The organism is Halomonas sp. IOP_31 (assembly GCF_021151495.1).
In the GTDB taxonomy this organism is placed as follows: domain Bacteria; phylum Pseudomonadota; class Gammaproteobacteria; order Pseudomonadales; family Halomonadaceae; genus Modicisalibacter; species Modicisalibacter zincidurans.
This window is the reverse complement of sequence record NZ_JAIRBP010000004.1, coordinates 106,167-123,482: the sequence shown is the minus strand read 5'-3', so window position 1 is coordinate 123,482 and position 17,316 is coordinate 106,167. Positions and strand designations below refer to the sequence as shown.

Here is a 17,316-nt window from a genome sequence, read left to right as displayed (position 1 = left end):
GGATGGCCGCGAGGGCCATCCTTTTTGCTTGGGTATTGCCTTGGCGTGACTGAGGGGGCAAGTCGCCGAGCGCAAGACCTCCACGGTCATGAGCTCTTCAAGGACAAGACCTTCAAGGCCAAGATCACGCTTACTGCTTCTTGGTGCCGAAGTACTTCTGGAAGATCTCGTCGTAGGTGCCTTTTTCCTTGAGCGTGGCAAGAGCGTCGTTGAACTTCTGGGCAAGCTCCTTGTCGCGCTGGCGGAAGGCGATACCGAAGCCGTCGCCGAAGTATTTCTTGGGCTCGGTGATCATGCCGCCGACCACCTTGTAGTTACCCTCTTCGCTGTCGATCAGCGTGGACTTGCCGACCGGGAAGTCGAGAAACACGATATCCAGGCGATTCGATTCCATGTCCAGCACCATGTCGCCGGCGGTGGAGTAGCGCTTGATGTTGGCGACATCGCCGTACATGTCGGTGGCGTAATTGTCCTGCAGGGTGCCGCGCTGCACACCGATGCTCTTGCCTTCGAGGGTCTCCTTGGCCGGGGTGCGGATGTCGCTCTTGGCCGGTACGAACCAGGCCGAGGGCGGCATGAAGTACGGGTCGGAGAACAGCACCTGTTTGCGGCGCTGCTCGTTGATGGTCATCGACGACATGATCGCGTCGTACTTGCGCGACAGCAGACCGGGAATGATGCCGTCCCAGCCTTGTACGACCCATTCGCAATCGATGCCGATCTCCTTGCACAGGGCGTTGCCCAGTTCGATGTCGAAACCGGTCAGTTCGCCACTCGGCAGACGGTATTCCATCGGTTCGTAGGGCACGTCGACGGCGATGCGCACCGTTTCTTCCTGGGCCTGCACGGTGCCGGTCAGCAGGGCGGCGCCCAGCAGGGTAATGGAAAGCAGTTTCTTCATGAGTAGTAATTCCCCGTTCTTGTATTGATCGACCTTGGCCGATGACCCGCTAACGTTATCTCACCACGCGCCGGGTCGGAAGAGGGAAAAGCACTTGAGATCAGCACTTTTCCAACGCTCGTTTCAGTCCGGTCTCAACCTTGCGGCTTGAGATGGGCCAGCAGCCGTTTCTCCAGGTGACGGAAGAAGTAGATGATCGAGAAGGTCAGGCACAGGTAGATCGCCGCCACGAACAGGAAGGCCTCGAAGGGCGCGTAGAAGCGCGCATAGACGAAACGTGCCGCGCCGGTGAGGTCCATGATCGTTACCACACTGGCGATGGCGCTGGCCTGGAGCATGAAGATCACCTCGTTGCCGTAGGCCGGCAGGGCGCGGCGGAAGGCGCTGGGCAGGATGATCCGCCGCATCATCTTGGCCCGCGACATGCCATAGGCGCGCGCCGCCTCGATTTCGCCCCTGGCCGTGGCCTTGATCGCACCGTGGAATATCTCGGTGGTATACGCCGCGGTATTCAGCGTGAAGGCGATCAGCGCGGGATAGAAGGGTTCCTCGAGGATCAGCCATAGCCAGGTATCCTGGATGCCCTCCACGAAGACCACGCCGTAATAGATGATGTAGAGCTGAATCAGCAGCGGCGTGCCGCGGAACACGTAGGCATAGAAGAAGATCGGCCACTTGATCCAGGGACGCTTGGAGCCCCGGCCGATGGCCAGCGGTACCGCCAGCACCAGACCGATCAGCAACGACAGGGAGACCAGTTGCACGGTGGTCGCCAGGCCCTCGGCGTAATAGCCGAGGGTGTTGGCGGTGAAGATCTCGTTGCCGGCCAGCAGGTCGGTCAACCAGGCGTTCAGTTGTTCCATTCGTCACCCCCTCCGAAGCCGACGTTGTAGCGCTTCTGCAGGCGCGCGAAGAACCACTCCGAGACGCTGGCGATCAGCAGGTAGATCGCCGCCACCGGAATCAGGAAGGTGAACGGTTCACGGGTGGCCTTGGCGGCTTCCTCGGCGACCCGCACCATGTCGGTGAGACCGATCACCGACACCAGCGCCGTGGTCTTGAGCAGTACCATCCAGTTGTTGGATAGTCCCGGCAGCGCGTGGCGCATCATCTGCGGGAAGCGCACGCGGCGGAACATCAGCGACTCGGACATGCCGTAGGCGCGGGCCGCCTCGATCTGGCCTTCGTCCACCGCCATGAAGGCGCCGCGGAAGGTCTCGCCCATGTAGGCGCCGAAGATCAGCCCGATGGTCGCCACGCCGGCGACGAACTCATTGATATTGATAAAGATGTCGATATCGAACTGGTAGTAGAGCCAATCGGTGATCATGTTGATGCCGATCTGGCCGCCGAAGAACAGCAACATCATCAGCACCAGATCCGGGACTCCGCGAATCAGCGTGGTGTAGAGCGTACCGATGCGATGCGCCAGCCAGTTGCGCGACATCTTGGCACTGGCGGTGAGCAGACCGAGGATCACCGACAGCAGCAGCGACAGCAGGGCCAGCTCGATGGTGACCAGCGCGCCTTCCGCGAGGCGTGGCCCGTAACCTTGCAGGTCGATCATGGGAAGTGTCTCCAGCCAGCTCTCAGAACTTGGGCGCCAGGAACTGCTTGAGGCGTTCCGACTGTGGGTTTTCCAGTACCTCGGCGGGCGCGCCGGCCTCCTCGATCAACCCCTGGTGCAGGTAGATCACCTGGTTGGAAACGTCGCGGGCGAAGCTCATCTCGTGGGTGACCACGATCATGGTGCGGCCCTCTTCGGCGAGATCGCGCATGACCTTGAGCACATCGCCGACCAGCTCCGGATCGAGCGCCGAGGTCGGCTCGTCGAACAGCATCACCTCGGGCTCCATGGCCAGCGCGCGGGCGATCGCCCCGCGCTGCTGCTGACCGCCGGACATCTGGGTCGGGTAATAGTCGGCGCGCTCCAGCAGGCCGACCCGGTCGAGCAGGGCGCGGCCATGCTCTAGGGCTGCCTTCCTGGGCTTGCCGAGCACGTGAATGGGTGCCTCGACGACGTTCTCGATCAGGGTCATGTGGGCCCACAGGTTGAAGCCCTGAAAGACCATCGACAGCTTGGCGCGGATGCGCTCGACCTGGCGCCAGTCGGCGGGTTCGCGACCGCGGCGGGTCTGCTTGAAATCGATCGACTCGCCGTGAACGATCAGCTCGCCCTCGTCGGGCTGTTCGAGCAGGTTCATGCAGCGCAGGAAGGTGCTCTTTCCCGAGCCGGACGCGCCGATCATGCTGATGACGTCGCCCTTGTGGGCCTTGAGTGACAGACCCTTGAGCACCTCGTTGTCGCCGAAGCGCTTCTTGAGATTGATTACTTCCAGTGGCAGGGGGGGTGCGGCCATGAGTCGGGCTCCAGTGACGGATCTTGCCGGTGCGGTCGGCATTGAACAGGAAAGGCTAACGAGGCCGGCGCGAAAAAGCAGCGATTCTAACAGGCGCTCGGCCCGGGATCAGAACCGGCGTGACGTCTGATTATTCGACTTTGGTCGAAAGAGAGTCTGGTCGAGATACGCTATCGGGGGCATGAGTGCCTCTGTCTTGTTGTTGTCTTCGATCCATTCGACGACGGCGCAGGGCCGTACCGAGTGTCAGGCGTTGGGGTCAGCCGCCGATCTGCGGTGGCGGCGTCGGGCGCACCAGCAGCGCGGCGCGGGCGCCGATCTCGACGGCCGCGTTGGGAAACACTACCGCCAGGGGCGCCGAGTCGACGACGAAGTCACCGGCCACGGCGTCCGCGGCCAGCCGGGTGCCGGCGGCGAACTCGGTGAAGTTCGGCGTAGCGTCGGCGAAGCACAGCTTGAAATTCTCGGCCTGGCGCATCAACTCGTGCTCGACCTGGAAGAAGGCCATGGCCTGCGGATCGCCGCCGCTGGGCTCGCGTCCTTCGACCAGCGCTTCGAGCAGCTGACGCATCGGGCGCAGCGCGCCGAGGTCATTGTCGCCGAAGGCGCGCACCTTGCCGAGTTCCAGGGTAAACGCTTGAGCCGCGTGGTAGTGGCGCGAGTAGTGCGAGAAGGTCCAGCTGTGGCGATGCTGATGCAGCACCGCCTGGATGCCCGCGGCCGCCAGCCAGCGCCACTGCTCGGCATCGGTCGCGGCCTCCTGGGTATACGGCTCGACGGCGAACAGCGGATAGCGGCTATCGCGGATCGCCGTGTGCAGGTCGTAGTGCAGCCTGGGCTGCGAGTGGCGCGCGTAGAAGTCATCCACCGCCGCCATCAGTTGGCGTGCGCGCTGCGCCTCGTCGCCGTCGGCGCGTTGCTCACGGTCGAACAGCCGGTTGAGATTGGTCGCGGTGAAGCGCTCGCCGGCGCGTAGCGCGGGAATGTTGCCGAGAATGATCAGCGTCGGCGCACCGACACGCAGCAGGCCGGCTTCGAGCCGCGCGAGCAACTCGCCGAGCAGCTCGATCGGCGCCGTCTCGTTGCCGTGGATGCCCGCCGACAGCACGCAGGCCCGCGCCTGCTGGCGCGCGGCGCTGGGTATCAGTTCGAGGACGCCGGGGGCATGGACCACGTAGCGGGCGAAGGGCAGACGACCCTGGCGCGCGTCAGGCGCCTCGCCATCCAGCGTCAGGGTCAGCCATTCAGCCAGCATGCCGGTCGCCGCGGATGTCGGTGGATTCGAAGATCTTGTCGGCGCTGGCGGCAACGAAGCCTTGATAAAGCGTGCCGTCGGTGCCGTGGTAACGCTTGGCGAATTCGTAGTAGCAACTGGGGATCTTCTCGACCTGGCCGCCGGCGAAGGTGAACTCGACCCGGTCGGCCAGCGTCGAGCCCTGTTCGAGCAGGACCTCGGGGGAGCCCTTGATGCGACCGCCCGATTCGTTGATGCCCAGTCCCAGCGACTCGACCTTGGCCAGCACCTTCTCGACGCTGTCGTAGGTCCTGAACTGATTGACGCTGATGGTGAAGTGATTGGCGCGCAGGCCGATGATGGCCAGCCAGGCGGCGTACTCGCTCTCTGCCATCAAGGCCTGGTAGTCCTCGAAGCTCGGCGCGTCCCACAGCCGACCGGCCCACATCACGTCGGGGGTGGCGACCCGGGCGGGATCGATCTGGGCGACGAGAGCGTCGATGATGCGCTGGGCGGAGTCCGAGAGCTCGTCGCACTTGAGTTCGGAGAGAAACACCCGCGGCTGATCGTCGGCCGGCGGCAGGTAGCCATAGGCGCGCAGCTTCTTGGCCGCGAAGTCGTAGGGCTCGTAGCGGGTATAGCCCAGTGCCAGCAGGTGCGGTTCCAGGTCGCTCAACGTGATCGGCCCGCGATCGAAGGTCCGAAAGGCGACGTGATCGTTGATGATGGTCTCGCCGTCGGCGATGAATGCATCGTGGATGCGCTGCGCCTGGGGCGTCATGGCGATGTAGTCGTCCCACAACTGGGCGAAGAAGGTCTCGAGTGTCATGGCATGCCTGTCTGTTTTCTTGTGATCCGGGCTCGTGGTGTCTGAAATCCTGCGGTCTGAAAAGACGCGCTGCGGCTGACTGGCCAGTAGCCGGGCGAATGCCCGATTAGCCACCGCGATGCCTTACCATCCGGCGGGGTTGTACATGCGGCAAGGGCTCACGTCGAGCTGATGAAAATGGCGGGTGCGATAATGAAAACCGTCCGGCCCGCTTGAGGCTCGGGGTCGTGCCCCTATCAACCCTGGCAGCTCCGCGGCGCCATTGAAGAGGCGTCGGGGCGGTAAATGGCCCGCCTCGCTTCAGGTCCGAGCCGGGATGCCGATAAGACGGTAGTCCACATGGGCGAGACGCAGAGGCGAGGGCAGACGATGGCAGCGAGTAGCGCGGTGATGGTGCATGACGGGAGTCGCTCCCGGGCGGGTGCTTCTCGGGGAGCGTCGAGTCGCTCGTTCCCCAGTTTGGCAGGCTGGACGCTCAAGAAGAAGATGTGGCTGACCCTGGCGCTGATGTGGCTGGTGATGATCGCTATCGTCGTCGGCATGGCCTGGCAGAGCCGCAACACCATGTACGAAGACCGCCAGCGGTCGCTGTACAACGTCGTCGGCATGGTGAATACGCTGCTCGAGGGCTATGCGACACAAGTGTCGGCGGGTGCGATGGGGCAGGCGGACGCCCAGCAACGGGCTATCGCGGCGCTCGATAGCATGCGCTTCGGTGAGGAGCGCGACAACTATGTGTTCGTGTTCGATGCGAACGCGGATATCGTTTACCACCCGCGTCGCGAAGCGGGCACCAGCATGCGCGACTATCAAGACCCCAATGGCGTGGCGGTCTATCGCGATCTGGCCAGCCTAGCCTCGGAGGGCGGTTACTTGCCCTATCACTCGCAGCGCAGCGCCGAGGACAAGACGTTGCTCTCCAAGCTCAGCTACGTCGAGCGCTTCGAGCCTTGGGGGTGGAACATGGCGGCAGGCGTCTACACGGATGATATCGAGTCGGCCTTTATCGGCAAGCTCTGGCAATATGCGGCGATTCTGCTGATCGCCGGCGGTGCCTTGACGGCCGTGTTTCTGGTGTTGATTCGCAACGTCTACAGCAGCCTGGGCGGCGAGCCGCGTGCGGCGGCCGACGTGGTCGGGCGCATCGCCGACGGCGACCTGACCCGGCCGACGCCGCTACGCGCTGGCGACACCAGCAGCCTGATGTACGCCATCGAGCGCATGCGCGGCGAACTGGCGGCGACCATCGCGGGGATCCGCCGCGCCAGCGAGTCGATCGACACCGGCACCCGCGAGATCGCCACCGGCAACAACGACCTTTCGGCGCGCACCGAAGAGCAGGCGGCCTCGCTGGCCGAGACCGCCGCGAGCATGGAGCAGCTGACCTCGACCGTCAGCCAGAACGCCGACAACGCCGGCCAGGCCAACCGGCTCGCCGCCCAGACCACGGAGTCCGTGGCCAGCGGCCAGGCAGTGATTTCACGGGTGGTCACCACGATGGGCGATATCCGCGAAAGCTCCGGCAAGATCGCCGACATCATCACGCTGATCGACGGCATCGCCTTCCAGACCAACCTGCTGGCGCTCAACGCCTCGGTGGAGGCGGCGCGCGCCGGCGAGCAGGGTCGCGGTTTCGCGGTGGTCGCCAGCGAAGTGCGCAACCTGGCCGGTCGCTCGGCCAAGGCCGCCAGCGACATCAAGGCGTTGATCGAAAGCTCGGTGGGCCAAGTCAACACCGGGGCGAAGCTGGTCGACCAGGCCGACAGCGCGATGAGCGAAATCCGCGACAGCGCCCAGCGGGTCAGCGACCTGATGGGTGAAATCTCCGCGGCGTCCAATGAGCAGTCGTCGGGGATCGAGCAGGTCAGTCAGGCGGTGACGCAAATGGACCAGGTGACTCAGCAGAACGCCGCGCTGGTCCAGCAGGCCGCCGCCGCCGCGGGTTCGCTGGAAGATCAGTCGGGCCAGCTGTATGAAGCGGTGGCGCGCTTTCGGGTCATCGATAACGCCTGAGGGACCGTTCGGTCGGGCGACTTGATCGCGTTCAGCCGGCCAGTTTTTCGGCGATCGCCTTGCCGAGCGCTTCGGTGCTGCCTTTGCCCTTTAGATCGGGCGTCAGTGGCGCCTGCTGCGGCCCCGCGGCGAGCACCGCCTCGATGGCGTCGACGATCGCCCGGCCGGCGTCCTCGTGGCCGAGGTGCTCGAGCATCATCGCGCCTGACCAGATCTGGCCGATGGGGTTGGCGATGCCGCGCCCGGCGATGTCCGGCGCGCTGCCGTGGACCGGCTCGAACAGGCTGGGGAAATGACCCTCGGGGTTGATGTTGGCCGAGGGCGCGACGCCGATGGTGCCGGTACACGCCGGGCCCAGGTCGGAGAGGATGTCGCCGAACAAATTGCTGCCCACCACCACGTCGAACCAGTCGGGATGCAGGACGAAGTTGGCGGCGAGAATGTCGATGTGGAACTTGTCGACAGTGACGTCGGGGTAGGTCCTGGCCATCGCCGCCACGCGCTCGTCCCAGTAAGGCATGGTGATCGAGATGCCATTGGACTTGGTCGCCGAAGTCAGCTTGTGGCGCGGGCGCCGGGCGGCCAGCTCGAAGGCGTACTTGAGCACCCGGTCGATGCCGATGCGGCTCATCACGGTCTCCTGGATGACCACTTCGCGTTCGGTGCCTTCGAACATCCTGCCGCCGATGCTCGAGTATTCGCCCTCGGTGTTCTCGCGGACCACGTAGAAGTCGATGTCGCCGGGCTGACGATCGGCGAGCGGGCTCTTGATGCCGGGCATCGAGCGGCACGGGCGCAGGTTGATGTACTGATCGAAACCGCGCCGGAACTGCAACAGCGAGCCCCACAGCGAAACATGGTCGGGAACCGTGTCGGGCCAGCCGACCGCCCCGTAGAACAGCGCATCGAAACCGCCGAGCGTGTCGCGCCAGTCGTCGGGTAGCATCTTGCCGTGTTCGCGATAGTAGTCGCAGCTGGCGAAATCGAAGTGCTTGAAATCCAGCGCGATACCGAAGCGCTCGGCGGCGATCTTGAGCACGCGAAGGCCTTCCGGCATTACTTCGCGACCGATGCCATCGCCGGCCATTACGGCAATCTTGTGACTCATGGGAACGTCTCCTGATGCGTTGGTTGATCGGTGGGCGTCTGTCCACCAGTCTAGACCCTGGGTGCGCCGAGATAATCAGGCTAGAATGCAAGTCATTGTTGCGGAAAAGTGGAGAATAGCGCGCCTCATGACGCCGCTCGACGACCTGGCGTTCTTTCAGCAGCTGGCCCGCTGCGGCAGCCTCACCGCTACCGCGCAGGAACTGGGCATGTCGCTGTCGGCGGTAAGCAAGCGTCTCAAGCAACTCGAGGCGCGGCTTGGCGTCGAACTCGCCAGCCGCACCACGCGCCGACTGACGCTGACCGCGGAGGGCGAGCTCTACCGGCGTCGCGGCGCGGCGATCCTCGATGATCTCGGTGAGCTCGAAGGCACGCTGAGCACGCGTCAGGCTGTGCTCAGCGGCCAATTGCGGATCAACGCGACATTCGGCTTCGGCCGGCGCCACGTCGCGCCGCTGATCTCGCGCTTCACCGCCGAGCATCCGCGTCTCGAGGTGCTGCTCGAATTGACCAATTTCCCGCTCAATCTGGCCGATCACGGTTTCGATGTGGGCATCCGTGTCGGTCCGCCGCCGGATGCCCGCGTGGTGGCGCGGCGTGTCCTGGCCAATCGGCGGGTGCTGTGTGCGGCCCCGAGCTACCTGGCCCATCGCGCGGCGCCGGCGCATCCGCGCGAACTGGCCGGCCACGACTGCCTGGTGGTGCGCGAGAACGACAGCGGCTATGCCCTGTGGCGCTTCGATCGCGGCGACGAGACGGCGGCGATCAAGGTCGGCGGGCGGCTGGCCAGCAACGATGCCGAGGTGGTCACGCGGCTGGCGCTGGACGGCCACGGCGTCATGCTGCGTTCATGGTGGGACGTTTACCCTTACCTGCAACGGGGCGAGCTGCAGGCCCTGCTGCCGGACTGGCACGGCGTGGCGGCCGATTTCTACGCCGTCTACGAGCCGCGTCGGCATTTACCCGCGCGGTTACGGGCCTTTATCGCCTACCTTGAAGACAACCTGCCCGGACGCGTGCCGCCCCAGGATGTCGGCAGCCCGAAAGCAGGCAAGCACGGCTCGGCCTGATATGATGTGCACCCGCCCATGGGCGTGCTGAGTGCCAAGGGAGACGAAGGCTTGAATATCCTCATGTTTACCAATACTTATCGGCCGATCGTGGGCGGCGTCAGCGAGTCGGTCCAGCGACTCAAGGGACGCCTGCAGGCCGAAGGGCATCGGGTATTGGTGGTGGCGCCCAAGCTGCAGGGCCAGCCGCGGCATGAGCCGGACGTGATCCGTGTGGCGGCGGTGCAGCACTTCAACGGCAGCGATTTCTCGCTGCCGGTGCCGATTCCCGGCCAGCTCTACGAGGCCATCGAGGCCTTCGAACCCGACATCGTCCATTCGCATCACCCGTTCCTGCTCGGCGATACCGCCGCGCGGGCCGCCGAGACCTACGGCTTGCCGCTGGTGTTCACCCACCACACGCTCTACGAACACTACACCCACTACGTGCCGGGCGATTCGCCGCGCATGCAGCGTTTCGCCGTCGCGCTGTCCACCGAGTACACCCATCTTTGCGATGCGGTGATCGCCCCCAGCGAGAGCACGCGCAGTCTGCTGTTCCGGCGTGGCGCCAACAGCGCCGTGTACGTGGTGCCCAGCGGCGTCGACACGCGCCGCTTCGCCAATGGCGACGGCCGGGCGCTGCGCCGGCGGATGGGCATTCCCGAGTCGGCCTACCTGGTGGGGCACGTCGGCCGCCTGGCCCAGGAAAAGAATCTGCCATTCCTGGCTCGTGCGGTGGCCGATTGGCTGGCCGGCCACCCGGAGGCGCATTTTCTGATCGTCGGCGATGGCGATGCGCGCGCCGCCATGCACGGCGCGGCGGCCCAGCAGGGTGTGGCCGATCGCTTCCACTTTTCCGGCAAGCTGCACGATCAGGCGTTGATCGACGCCTATCATGCCATGGATGTGTTCGCCTTCGCCTCGCACAGCGAAACCCAGGGCATGGTGCTGGTCGAGGCGATGGCGGCGGGACTGCCGGTGGTGGCGATCGACGCCTCGGGGGTGCGCGAAGTGCTGCGCCACGGCGAGAACGGCCTGTCACTGGCGCGCGACGATATCGCCGCATTCGGCGAGGCGCTCGACAAGCTCATCGACCCGGCGTTGCGCGAGGTGCTGCGCGAAGGTGCGTTGGCGACCGCCGAGGCGTGCGACGAGGCGTGCTGCGCGGATTCCTGCCTGGCGGTCTATCGGCGGGTGATCGCCGCCGGCGGCCCGGTCAGCCATGCCGACGACGGGGCCTGGGAGCGCGTCCGCGGCCGGCTCGAGGCGGAATGGCAGTTGCTGCGCCATCGCGGTCGGGTGTTGCGCTCGATGCTGCAGGACGAGCCGATGTTCGGCCTGCCGCTGGTCAAGCAGGACGAGTCGGAAGCGCCGCAGAAATGACCGGCGACGCTCAGCGCCATTACAGGCGGCGCGAGCGCTGCTTGCGATCCGCGTAACGCTTGAGCGCGACCAGCACCAGTATGCCTAGTGCGATTCCGCCCAATGCCCACGCCAGTTCGCTGCGATTCTCGGCGGTAATCAGCTCTCTGAGCTGACTGCCCAGCAGCGTGACGCCGACCAGCCCGGGGATGATCCCGATCAGCGAACCGACCATGTAATCGCGAAAGCGCAGGTGGAAGGCGCCGGCCATCATGTTGGTCAGCGTGAAGGGCGCCAGCGGCAACAGGTTGACCACCGTCATGGTGCGGATGCCACGTCCGGCGAGTCGTTTGGCCAGGCCATTGAGGTGCTTGCCGCCGTGGCGCAGCAGCACTTCGCGGCCGAGCTTGCGGCCCACCCAGTAGGTGACGGCCGAGGCCAGCAAAGTGCCGACGAGCGCGTAGCCGAAGCCCCATAGCGGGCCGAACAGCAAACCGGTCACCGCCACCAGGATACTCAGCGGAAAGACCATCAGCGTCGCCGCGACGTAGACGCCCATGACCACTGGCGCCGCCCAGGGCGAATCGCGCCAGCTCAGCGCATAGCGGGTCATTTCCATCAGTCGTTGCGGGGTCAGTGCATCGTTCATCGCCAGCCATTGCCAGAGCAGGCCCAGGCCGACCAGGCCGAGCAGCAGGACGATGACGAGGCCCAGGGAGCGGTTCATGGGTGGTGCAGCTCGTCGCGAAGGAGTTCGCGCTCAGGATACTGGGATAAACGCCGGTGACCAACGACTGCTGGCCATAAAGTGCCCGGGGGCGAGGCCCGGGCAAGCGACAGTAGGGCCCGCCGCTCAGCGCGCCAGCACGCGCAGGCGTGATTCCAGCAGGTCCAGGTCGAGATAGGTGCCCTGCAGGTGACGCGTGCCGGTATTGGGATCGAAGGCGCGTCGGCCATGCAGCACGCGACGGTTGTCGAAGGCGATCATCTGGCCCGGCTCGAGGGCGAACTCGATCTGGTGTTGCGGGTCGTGGAGCAACTGCCAGAAACGCTGGTAGGCCGCGTACCAGGCTTCGACCTTGTCCAGCGGCAATCGCAGGGTGTCGCGGATCCAGTTGTTGAAGCGCACTTCCAGCGGGTTGCCGTCGGCGTCGAGCTGAATCACCGCCGCGCGGACCGCGATGTCGTGCTCCTCGTCCTGGAAGCGGAAGTCGATGGGCGTCTCGGCGAGCACGCGGAACGCTTCGGGGTCGGCGTCACGCAAGGCCTCGGCCACCGCGAAACCGTCGGCGAAGATCGATTCGCCACCCTCGGCTTCGTTCTGCAGGCAATACAGCAGCTGGATGTCCGGCGGCTGGCGCCAGTTGGGCAGGTCGGAGTGCAACGCCAGGCCGATGGCCGTGTAGGCGGCGTTGTTGGGGTTGGGCTTGGAGCGCACGTCGAAGCGCGCACCGAAGTTGGTGGCGCGCATCGGCCCGATGCGCCCGGCCAGCCGGCTGACCTCCTCGTCGGCCAGCGGGCCGTCCTCGAGCAGCACCAGGCCGTCGCGCAACAGCGCCTCGAGCCATTCGCGCTCGCCTGGCCTGTCGAGGAAATCGGCATGACGGACGCAGGTAGGACGGAAGTCGCGCGCCCAGGGGCGGCGCGCCGGCAGCGCTTGCGTGTGCTGGGTGCCGGTCTCCGCGAGGCGGCGCTGATAAAGCCAGACCGGATCGTAGTGACTGAGATGGCCATCGGCCCATGCCACACGCAGGATGCCGTCGTCGAGGCCGACGCTCGGCGCACCGGAAATACCCTCGAGCGGCAGGTAGAGGCGCTCGCGGGTCAGCGGGTGGCGGCAGGCGGCGCACGGGCAATGATCGCGCAGCCACAGCAACGGGAAGTGGCCGTGAACGCCATCGTCCCAGGTCACGGTGACACGCGCGCCGCTCGCCACGGCGTCGTTCAGGGCGGGGCCGTCGTCGTAGGCCGACAGTTCGCCCATGTCGACGCGCAGGCGAGTGACTGTCTGCTGGGTGTGATCGGGATGCGCAGTGGTCATCGGTAGCCTCCTGTTGCGAACGTCGATAGCGATTGAGCGACACAGCTTGACGTTTGCGTGGGCCTTGGACAAACGATTAATCTACGGTCAATGACCAAGCTAAGCTAATGGCTGCCTTTTCCATGGATTCCATGCCTCCGATGTTGTGGCTGCAGGCCTTCGAGGCCGCGGCGCGTACCTTGAGTTTCACCCAGGCCGGCCAGGAGCTGGCGGTGAGCCAGTCGGCGGTCAGTCAGCGCATCCGCCTGCTCGAGGATCGCCTCGGTCAGAAGCTCTTCGTCCGCCATGCGCGCAGCCTGACGCTGACTCCGGCCGGTCGGGCCTGGCTGCCGAGCGTACAGGAGGGCTTCGCGCGGCTCGCCGAGGGCACTGCCGAAGTGTTCGGTCCGCGCGTCGAGGCGCCGGTCACGCTGCGTGCCACGCCGGTGATGCAGCAGACCTGGCTGGCGCCGCTGCTGCTCGACTTTCATCGCCGGCACCCGCAGGTGGTGGTGCGGCTGGTCAGCGCGATCTGGCGCGATGACTTCGGGCCCGAAGGCGCGGATATCGAGATCCGTTACGGGCTCGGCCACTGGGAGGGCTCGGTGGCTTTTTCGCTGGGTGACGAAGAACTCTTGCCGGCCTGCTCGGCCGGAACGGCGGAACGCCTGGCCACGCCGCAGGCGCTGGCCGGCGAGACGCTGATTCATGCGGTGGGCTTTGCCGTGGGCTGGTCGGCCTGGCTCGAGCGCGCCGGGGTGCCCGGGCTCGACCGTCAGTGCGGCTCGCTGATATGCGACAGTCAGGTCATGTCGCTGTCGCTGGCGGCCCGCGGTGGCGGCGTGGCGCTGGCCCACCGCAGCCTGCTGGCCAAGCGTGCCGACCTGGTGGCACCGTTCGCCCTGAGCGTACCCAGCGACGAGGGATTCTGGCTGGTGCGCCCGGCGCGTCGCTCACCGCGCCCCGAGGCGTTGCTGCTGTGGGATTGGCTGGTGGCACATGGTGGCGAGACGAATGGCGAACTACCGTGAAGGCAGGCCTGAAGGGGAGAAGTCGATGCGACTCAAGCACAAGCCGACGCTGACCGGTGGCCTCATGCTGGCCGGGATCCTGTTGCTCGCGACGCCTTTCCCGGCGGCCGCCGACGAGCGGCGCCATGACATCACGTTCGGCAGTCAGACGTCGGGCAGCGACCGGCACCGCGACGACCCGCGCATGGGTTGGCAAGACGGTCGTGATCGCTGGCGTGGCTACACTGGCGGAGACCGGAACGGCCATCGCAACCGTCCCGGCTGGGCGCCCAATGTCGAAGTGATCGTCGACGGCGTGTCGAGCGATGATCGCCGGTCCCTTCGCGACCCGCTGGAAGGCCCCGATCGCTGCCATCAATTGCGCAGCGACAGCTGGTCGACGAATATGCTCGATTGCCCCGCACCGACCCCGCCTACACGCAGCCAGGACTGGTCGAGTGCGCAGTGATGTCGCTCAGCGATCGTCCGGCGATGTTTCCAGGCTGGTTGGCACGACATACAGTGGCGCTGCCTGGGTGTCGCCCTGGCAGCCCCCGAAGGCCTTGCCCGGTATCAACCACCAGCGATCGCCATTCTGCAACCCCAGGTCACGGGCCAGCGAAAGATCGGCGCATTGCAATTCATCAGCCCTATTCTGATCGATGAATAGCCAGCGTTGCCGAGGCTGGGCATTCAGCCAGGCATAGGCGCGCTGCAACTGCCGACCCAGCGGGGTGGCGTTGCCGAAGTGGACGGTCGGCTGGCGCGTTTGCAGAAGGAATTCTTCGTCGAAGTCGACCATCGCCAGCCAGGTATCGTCACCGGTGATCCGTTCGACGCGTTGCATCATGTCGCGTGGCGAGCGGGTGGCATCGAGCTGGGCATAGCCCCAGGTCGACCACAGTACCCAGAACACCACCAGCCAGCTGGCCAGCGCCAGCATGCCGCGTCGCGGACGTAGCCAATAAAGCAGCGCCGCCGCACTCAGGCCCAGCACGATCCACCACAGCCACGGCGACAGGTCGTGTTTCGCGGCCAGTTCGGCGAGCGCCGTCAACCCGGCCGCGCCGAGCAGGCCTGCGCTCAGGAAAATGCCGCCGAGGAGGGCGAGCAGTGCAGCGCCCAGCCAATGCAGCCAGCGCTTGCTCAGCAGGCCCGGCAGCAACGGCGCCATGGCCAGCACCAGCAGCGGAATCCCCGGCAGTACATAGATGCCACGCTTGCCCGGCGACAACGAGAAGAACACGACCAGCAGAACCACTCCGCTAAGCGGCAGCAGTATCCGGGCATCGAGCCGGCGAGCGCGATGCCACCAGGCGGGCAGCAGCCAGGGCAGCCCCAGGATCAATGGCAGCCAGGCCCAGGAAATTACCATGACGAGGTAGTAGTACCAGGGCTCGAGATGATGCCAGGACTCGGCATAGCGCTCGCCGGTCTGCTTGAACAGGATGTTGTTGCGGTAGGCGGCAAGGGTCGGATCGTCGCTCAGCGTAGTAATCAGCACCATCGGTACCACCCACAGCGCGATGGTCGCAAGGAGGACCAATACCCCCAGTGCTAGGTCCTTCCAGGCCAGGCGGACGGCCTGGCCGCGCCACGCCAGCAGCCCCCAGGCTGGCAGCATCAACAATGGCAAAAAGCCCACGCCCTTGGTGAGAACCCCCAGCCCCATCGCCACGCAGCCGATGTACCACCAGCGCCGCGCCGGTCCCAGCAGGGCATGCCGCAACAACCCGTAGGCGCCGAGAGTGGTCCACAGCGTTACCAGCATGTCGATCTGCGCGGTCTTGGCCTGGAGCACGAACTGCAGGGTGGTCAGCAGCGCGATGCCGGTGAGCGTAGCGATGCGTCGACCATAGAGCCGCCGCGCGAGATCCATCACCAATCCCAGCGTGCCCAGCGCGCCGATCAGCGAGGGCAGCAGAAAGCCCAGCCGCACCGATCCGGTCAGGGCGATCGCCGCCGCCGACGCCCACATGAAGATCGGCGGTTTGTCGGGGTAGGGCTCGCCGCCGCGATGGGGAATCCAGAAATTGCCGGTATCGAGCATCTCCAGCGCGTTGAGAGCAAAGCGCGGCTCGTCGGCCGGCCATGGATCGCGCAGGCCGATGCCCAGGGCCAGCAAGAGCACGGCTGCGATCAGCACCAACAGTCCGCTAAGGTGCTGCTTGCCGCGAAGGTAAGCGGGGCGTTGCATGGCTACTCACCATTCGAAGGAAATGGGCTAAGAGCGTGAGGTTTCCTGTTCCAGGCGGGACTCCCGGTGAATCAGCATCAGATTGCGGACATAGATGAACAGCCCCGCCCCCTGGCCGACGATGAACACCGGGTCCTGTCGATACAGCGCATAGGCGAGCAGTGTGGCGCCGCCCCCCAGGCTGAAGAACCAGAAAGCCTTGGGGACGATGCTGCGCTTGGCGCGTTCACTGGCGATCCATTGGACCATGAAGCGCGCCGAGAACAGCGCCTGGCCAAGAAAGCCGATGGTGATCCACAACCACTCCTGACTCACCGAGATACCCCCTTCAAGGTGCTTGCATGACCGGCCCTCTGGAGAGCCTGCTCGGGCAGAGCAGGCTCTCCAGTACTCAGGTCATTGCTCAGGGTTGTCGGCCCGCTGACGCTTTCCAGCGGCGCGGGCAAACGCGAACGTCGATGCAGCCACATGACACCCAGCAGATCGACCAGGCCGGCCCATAACCGATTGTTGAGCCCGTAATGCGAGCGTCCGCTGCCGCGCGGGCGGTGATTGACTGGTAGCGATAGACAATTGCCCCCCTGCATCAGCACCAGCGCGGGGGTGAAGCGATGCATATGGTCGAAGTAGGGTAGGTCGAGAAAGGCCTGGCGGCGTATGACCTTGAGGCCGCATCCGGTATCAGGCGTGGCGTCATCGAGCAGCGCCGCGCGAACGCCGTTGGCGACCCGCGAGGAGAGCCGCTTGAGCCAGTCGTCGCGACGGTTGGTGCGTTGGCCGATGACCAGCGTGACATCGCCTCGCTGGGCGCGTTCGAAAAGCCTCGGAAGATCAGCGGGATCGTTCTGGCCATCGCCATCCAGCATTGCCAGCCAGCATCCCCGCGCCGCACCGGCGGCTTGCCAGATCGAGGTGCTCTGCCCGGCGCTGCGCGCGTGACGAAAGGGCCGCAGTCGAGCATCCTGCTCGGCGCGCCGACAAAGCAATTCCCAGCTGCCATCTCGCGAGGCATCGTCGACTACCAGAATCTCGTAGTCGGTATCCGCAAGGGCGGCCTGAATCTCGTCGAGCAACGTAGGCAGGTTGCCGGCCTCATCTTTGGCGGGTATCAGAATGGAAAGCTGCGGTGCTGTCACGATGGAGCCCTATGATGTCCCTATTGCAGGTCGCCAGTCTGGCAGATTTTCCTTAAGCTATCCTTAAGCCCTTCTAAGTACTCTAACAGTAATCA

General features: G+C 65.3%; 17 protein-coding genes. 5 read left to right on the top strand and 12 right to left on the bottom strand.

All coding sequences use genetic code 11. The features are described from left to right. Nucleotides 1-130 precede the first annotated feature (130 nt). The 6 genes from K7I12_RS04095 to K7I12_RS04070 form a co-directional block, all read right to left on the bottom strand. Entirely contained in the window at nt 131-901 is a 771-nt protein-coding gene (locus tag K7I12_RS04095) for a transporter substrate-binding domain-containing protein (RefSeq protein ID WP_031382600.1), read from the bottom strand. A 134-nt stretch (nt 902-1,035) separates the two neighbouring features. Continuing rightward, a complete protein-coding gene (locus tag K7I12_RS04090; protein ID WP_031382601.1) occupies nt 1,036-1,764 on the bottom strand; it encodes an ABC transporter permease in 729 nt (242 codons plus the stop codon). Further along, on the bottom strand, nt 1,752-2,468 hold the full coding sequence (locus K7I12_RS04085; RefSeq protein ID WP_031382602.1) for an ABC transporter permease: 717 nt from the start codon (nt 2,466-2,468) through the stop codon (nt 1,752-1,754). The genes K7I12_RS04090 and K7I12_RS04085 overlap by 13 nt, the downstream gene beginning before the upstream one ends. Nucleotides 2,469-2,490: 22 nt before the next feature. After that, a complete protein-coding gene (locus K7I12_RS04080) occupies nt 2,491-3,261 on the bottom strand; it encodes an ABC transporter ATP-binding protein (RefSeq protein WP_231663098.1) in 771 nt (256 codons plus the stop codon). Nucleotides 3,262-3,520: 259 nt separating this feature from the next. Next, nucleotides 3,521-4,516: a succinylglutamate desuccinylase gene (locus K7I12_RS04075; protein ID WP_231663096.1), complete on the bottom strand. Its 996-nt coding sequence runs from the start codon at nt 4,514-4,516 to the stop codon at nt 3,521-3,523. Further along, the gene (locus tag K7I12_RS04070; protein WP_031382605.1) at nt 4,506-5,324 is read right to left on the bottom strand and encodes a DUF1338 domain-containing protein; all 819 of its coding nucleotides are present in this window, start codon (nt 5,322-5,324) and stop codon (nt 4,506-4,508) included. Before K7I12_RS04070 ends, K7I12_RS04075 begins: the two co-directional genes overlap by 11 nt. Before the next feature lie 486 nt (nt 5,325-5,810). Here K7I12_RS04070 and K7I12_RS04065 point away from each other — a divergent pair, with 486 nt between their 5' ends. Beyond that, nucleotides 5,811-7,337 (top strand): methyl-accepting chemotaxis protein, encoded by a 1,527-nt coding sequence (locus K7I12_RS04065; protein WP_031382606.1) that lies wholly within the window; start codon nt 5,811-5,813, stop codon nt 7,335-7,337. 31 nt (nt 7,338-7,368) lie between these two features. Here K7I12_RS04065 and K7I12_RS04060 read toward each other — a convergent pair whose 3' ends face one another. Beyond that, nucleotides 7,369-8,445, bottom strand: coding sequence for a tartrate dehydrogenase (locus K7I12_RS04060; RefSeq protein ID WP_031382607.1), 1,077 nt, complete (start codon nt 8,443-8,445; stop codon nt 7,369-7,371). A gap of 127 nt (nt 8,446-8,572) precedes the next feature. On the opposite strand from K7I12_RS04060, the gene K7I12_RS04055 reads away from it, so the two are divergent. Both K7I12_RS04055 and K7I12_RS04050 read left to right on the top strand, forming a co-directional pair. After that, nucleotides 8,573-9,514: a LysR family transcriptional regulator gene (locus tag K7I12_RS04055; RefSeq protein WP_031382608.1), complete on the top strand. Its 942-nt coding sequence runs from the start codon at nt 8,573-8,575 to the stop codon at nt 9,512-9,514. 63 nt (nt 9,515-9,577) lie between these two features. Beyond that, entirely contained in the window at nt 9,578-10,879 is a 1,302-nt protein-coding gene (locus tag K7I12_RS04050; RefSeq protein ID WP_031382609.1) for a glycosyltransferase, read from the top strand. Between the two features lie 19 nt (nt 10,880-10,898). Here K7I12_RS04050 and K7I12_RS04045 read toward each other — a convergent pair whose 3' ends face one another. Next, a complete protein-coding gene (locus K7I12_RS04045) occupies nt 10,899-11,585 on the bottom strand; it encodes a TVP38/TMEM64 family protein (protein WP_031382610.1) in 687 nt (228 codons plus the stop codon). A gap of 126 nt (nt 11,586-11,711) precedes the next feature. Next, a complete protein-coding gene (locus K7I12_RS04040; RefSeq protein WP_031382611.1) occupies nt 11,712-12,899 on the bottom strand; it encodes a TauD/TfdA family dioxygenase in 1,188 nt (395 codons plus the stop codon). A 122-nt stretch (nt 12,900-13,021) separates the two neighbouring features. On the opposite strand from K7I12_RS04040, the gene K7I12_RS04035 reads away from it, so the two are divergent. Both K7I12_RS04035 and K7I12_RS04030 read left to right on the top strand, forming a co-directional pair. After that, entirely contained in the window at nt 13,022-13,909 is an 888-nt protein-coding gene (locus tag K7I12_RS04035) for a LysR substrate-binding domain-containing protein (protein ID WP_031382612.1), read from the top strand. Beyond that, entirely contained in the window at nt 13,893-14,357 is a 465-nt protein-coding gene (locus tag K7I12_RS04030; RefSeq protein ID WP_150113068.1) for a hypothetical protein, read from the top strand. The genes K7I12_RS04035 and K7I12_RS04030 overlap by 17 nt, the downstream gene beginning before the upstream one ends. A 6-nt stretch (nt 14,358-14,363) precedes the next feature. On the opposite strand, the gene K7I12_RS04025 is transcribed toward K7I12_RS04030, so the two are convergent. The 3 genes from K7I12_RS04025 to K7I12_RS04015 are packed head-to-tail and all read right to left on the bottom strand — an operon-like array spanning nt 14,364 to nt 17,221. Next, nucleotides 14,364-16,085, bottom strand: a complete 1,722-nt coding sequence (locus K7I12_RS04025) for an ArnT family glycosyltransferase (RefSeq protein WP_031382614.1) — start codon at nt 16,083-16,085, stop codon at nt 14,364-14,366. A 27-nt stretch (nt 16,086-16,112) separates the two neighbouring features. Further along, nucleotides 16,113-16,400 (bottom strand): lipid-A-disaccharide synthase N-terminal domain-containing protein, encoded by a 288-nt coding sequence (locus tag K7I12_RS04020; protein ID WP_031382615.1) that lies wholly within the window; start codon nt 16,398-16,400, stop codon nt 16,113-16,115. Continuing rightward, nucleotides 16,397-17,221: a glycosyltransferase family 2 protein gene (locus tag K7I12_RS04015; protein ID WP_051907333.1), complete on the bottom strand. Its 825-nt coding sequence runs from the start codon at nt 17,219-17,221 to the stop codon at nt 16,397-16,399. Before K7I12_RS04015 ends, K7I12_RS04020 begins: the two co-directional genes overlap by 4 nt. Nucleotides 17,222-17,316: the final 95 nt, after the last annotated feature.

Coding starts and splice junctions, on each gene's coding strand:
- K7I12_RS04045 (WP_031382610.1), bottom strand. CDS start 11,585: ATGAACCGCTCCCTGGGCCTCGTCATCGTCCTGCTGCTCGGCCTGGTC.
- K7I12_RS04050 (WP_031382609.1), top strand. CDS start 9,578: ATGTTTACCAATACTTATCGGCCGATCGTGGGCGGCGTCAGCGAGTCG.
- K7I12_RS04030 (WP_150113068.1), top strand. CDS start 13,893: ATGGCGAACTACCGTGAAGGCAGGCCTGAAGGGGAGAAGTCGATGCGA.
- K7I12_RS04040 (WP_031382611.1), bottom strand. CDS start 12,899: ATGACCACTGCGCATCCCGATCACACCCAGCAGACAGTCACTCGCCTG.
- K7I12_RS04060 (WP_031382607.1), bottom strand. CDS start 8,445: ATGAGTCACAAGATTGCCGTAATGGCCGGCGATGGCATCGGTCGCGAA.
- K7I12_RS04090 (WP_031382601.1), bottom strand. CDS start 1,764: ATGGAACAACTGAACGCCTGGTTGACCGACCTGCTGGCCGGCAACGAG.
- K7I12_RS04085 (WP_031382602.1), bottom strand. CDS start 2,468: ATGATCGACCTGCAAGGTTACGGGCCACGCCTCGCGGAAGGCGCGCTG.
- K7I12_RS04035 (WP_031382612.1), top strand. CDS start 13,022: ATGGATTCCATGCCTCCGATGTTGTGGCTGCAGGCCTTCGAGGCCGCG.
- K7I12_RS04055 (WP_031382608.1), top strand. CDS start 8,573: ATGACGCCGCTCGACGACCTGGCGTTCTTTCAGCAGCTGGCCCGCTGC.
- K7I12_RS04065 (WP_031382606.1), top strand. CDS start 5,811: ATGTGGCTGACCCTGGCGCTGATGTGGCTGGTGATGATCGCTATCGTC.
- K7I12_RS04070 (WP_031382605.1), bottom strand. CDS start 5,324: ATGACACTCGAGACCTTCTTCGCCCAGTTGTGGGACGACTACATCGCC.
- K7I12_RS04080 (WP_231663098.1), bottom strand. CDS start 3,261: ATGGCCGCACCCCCCCTGCCACTGGAAGTAATCAATCTCAAGAAGCGC.
- K7I12_RS04075 (WP_231663096.1), bottom strand. CDS start 4,516: ATGCTGGCTGAATGGCTGACCCTGACGCTGGATGGCGAGGCGCCTGAC.
- K7I12_RS04025 (WP_031382614.1), bottom strand. CDS start 16,085: ATGCAACGCCCCGCTTACCTTCGCGGCAAGCAGCACCTTAGCGGACTG.
- K7I12_RS04095 (WP_031382600.1), bottom strand. CDS start 901: ATGAAGAAACTGCTTTCCATTACCCTGCTGGGCGCCGCCCTGCTGACC.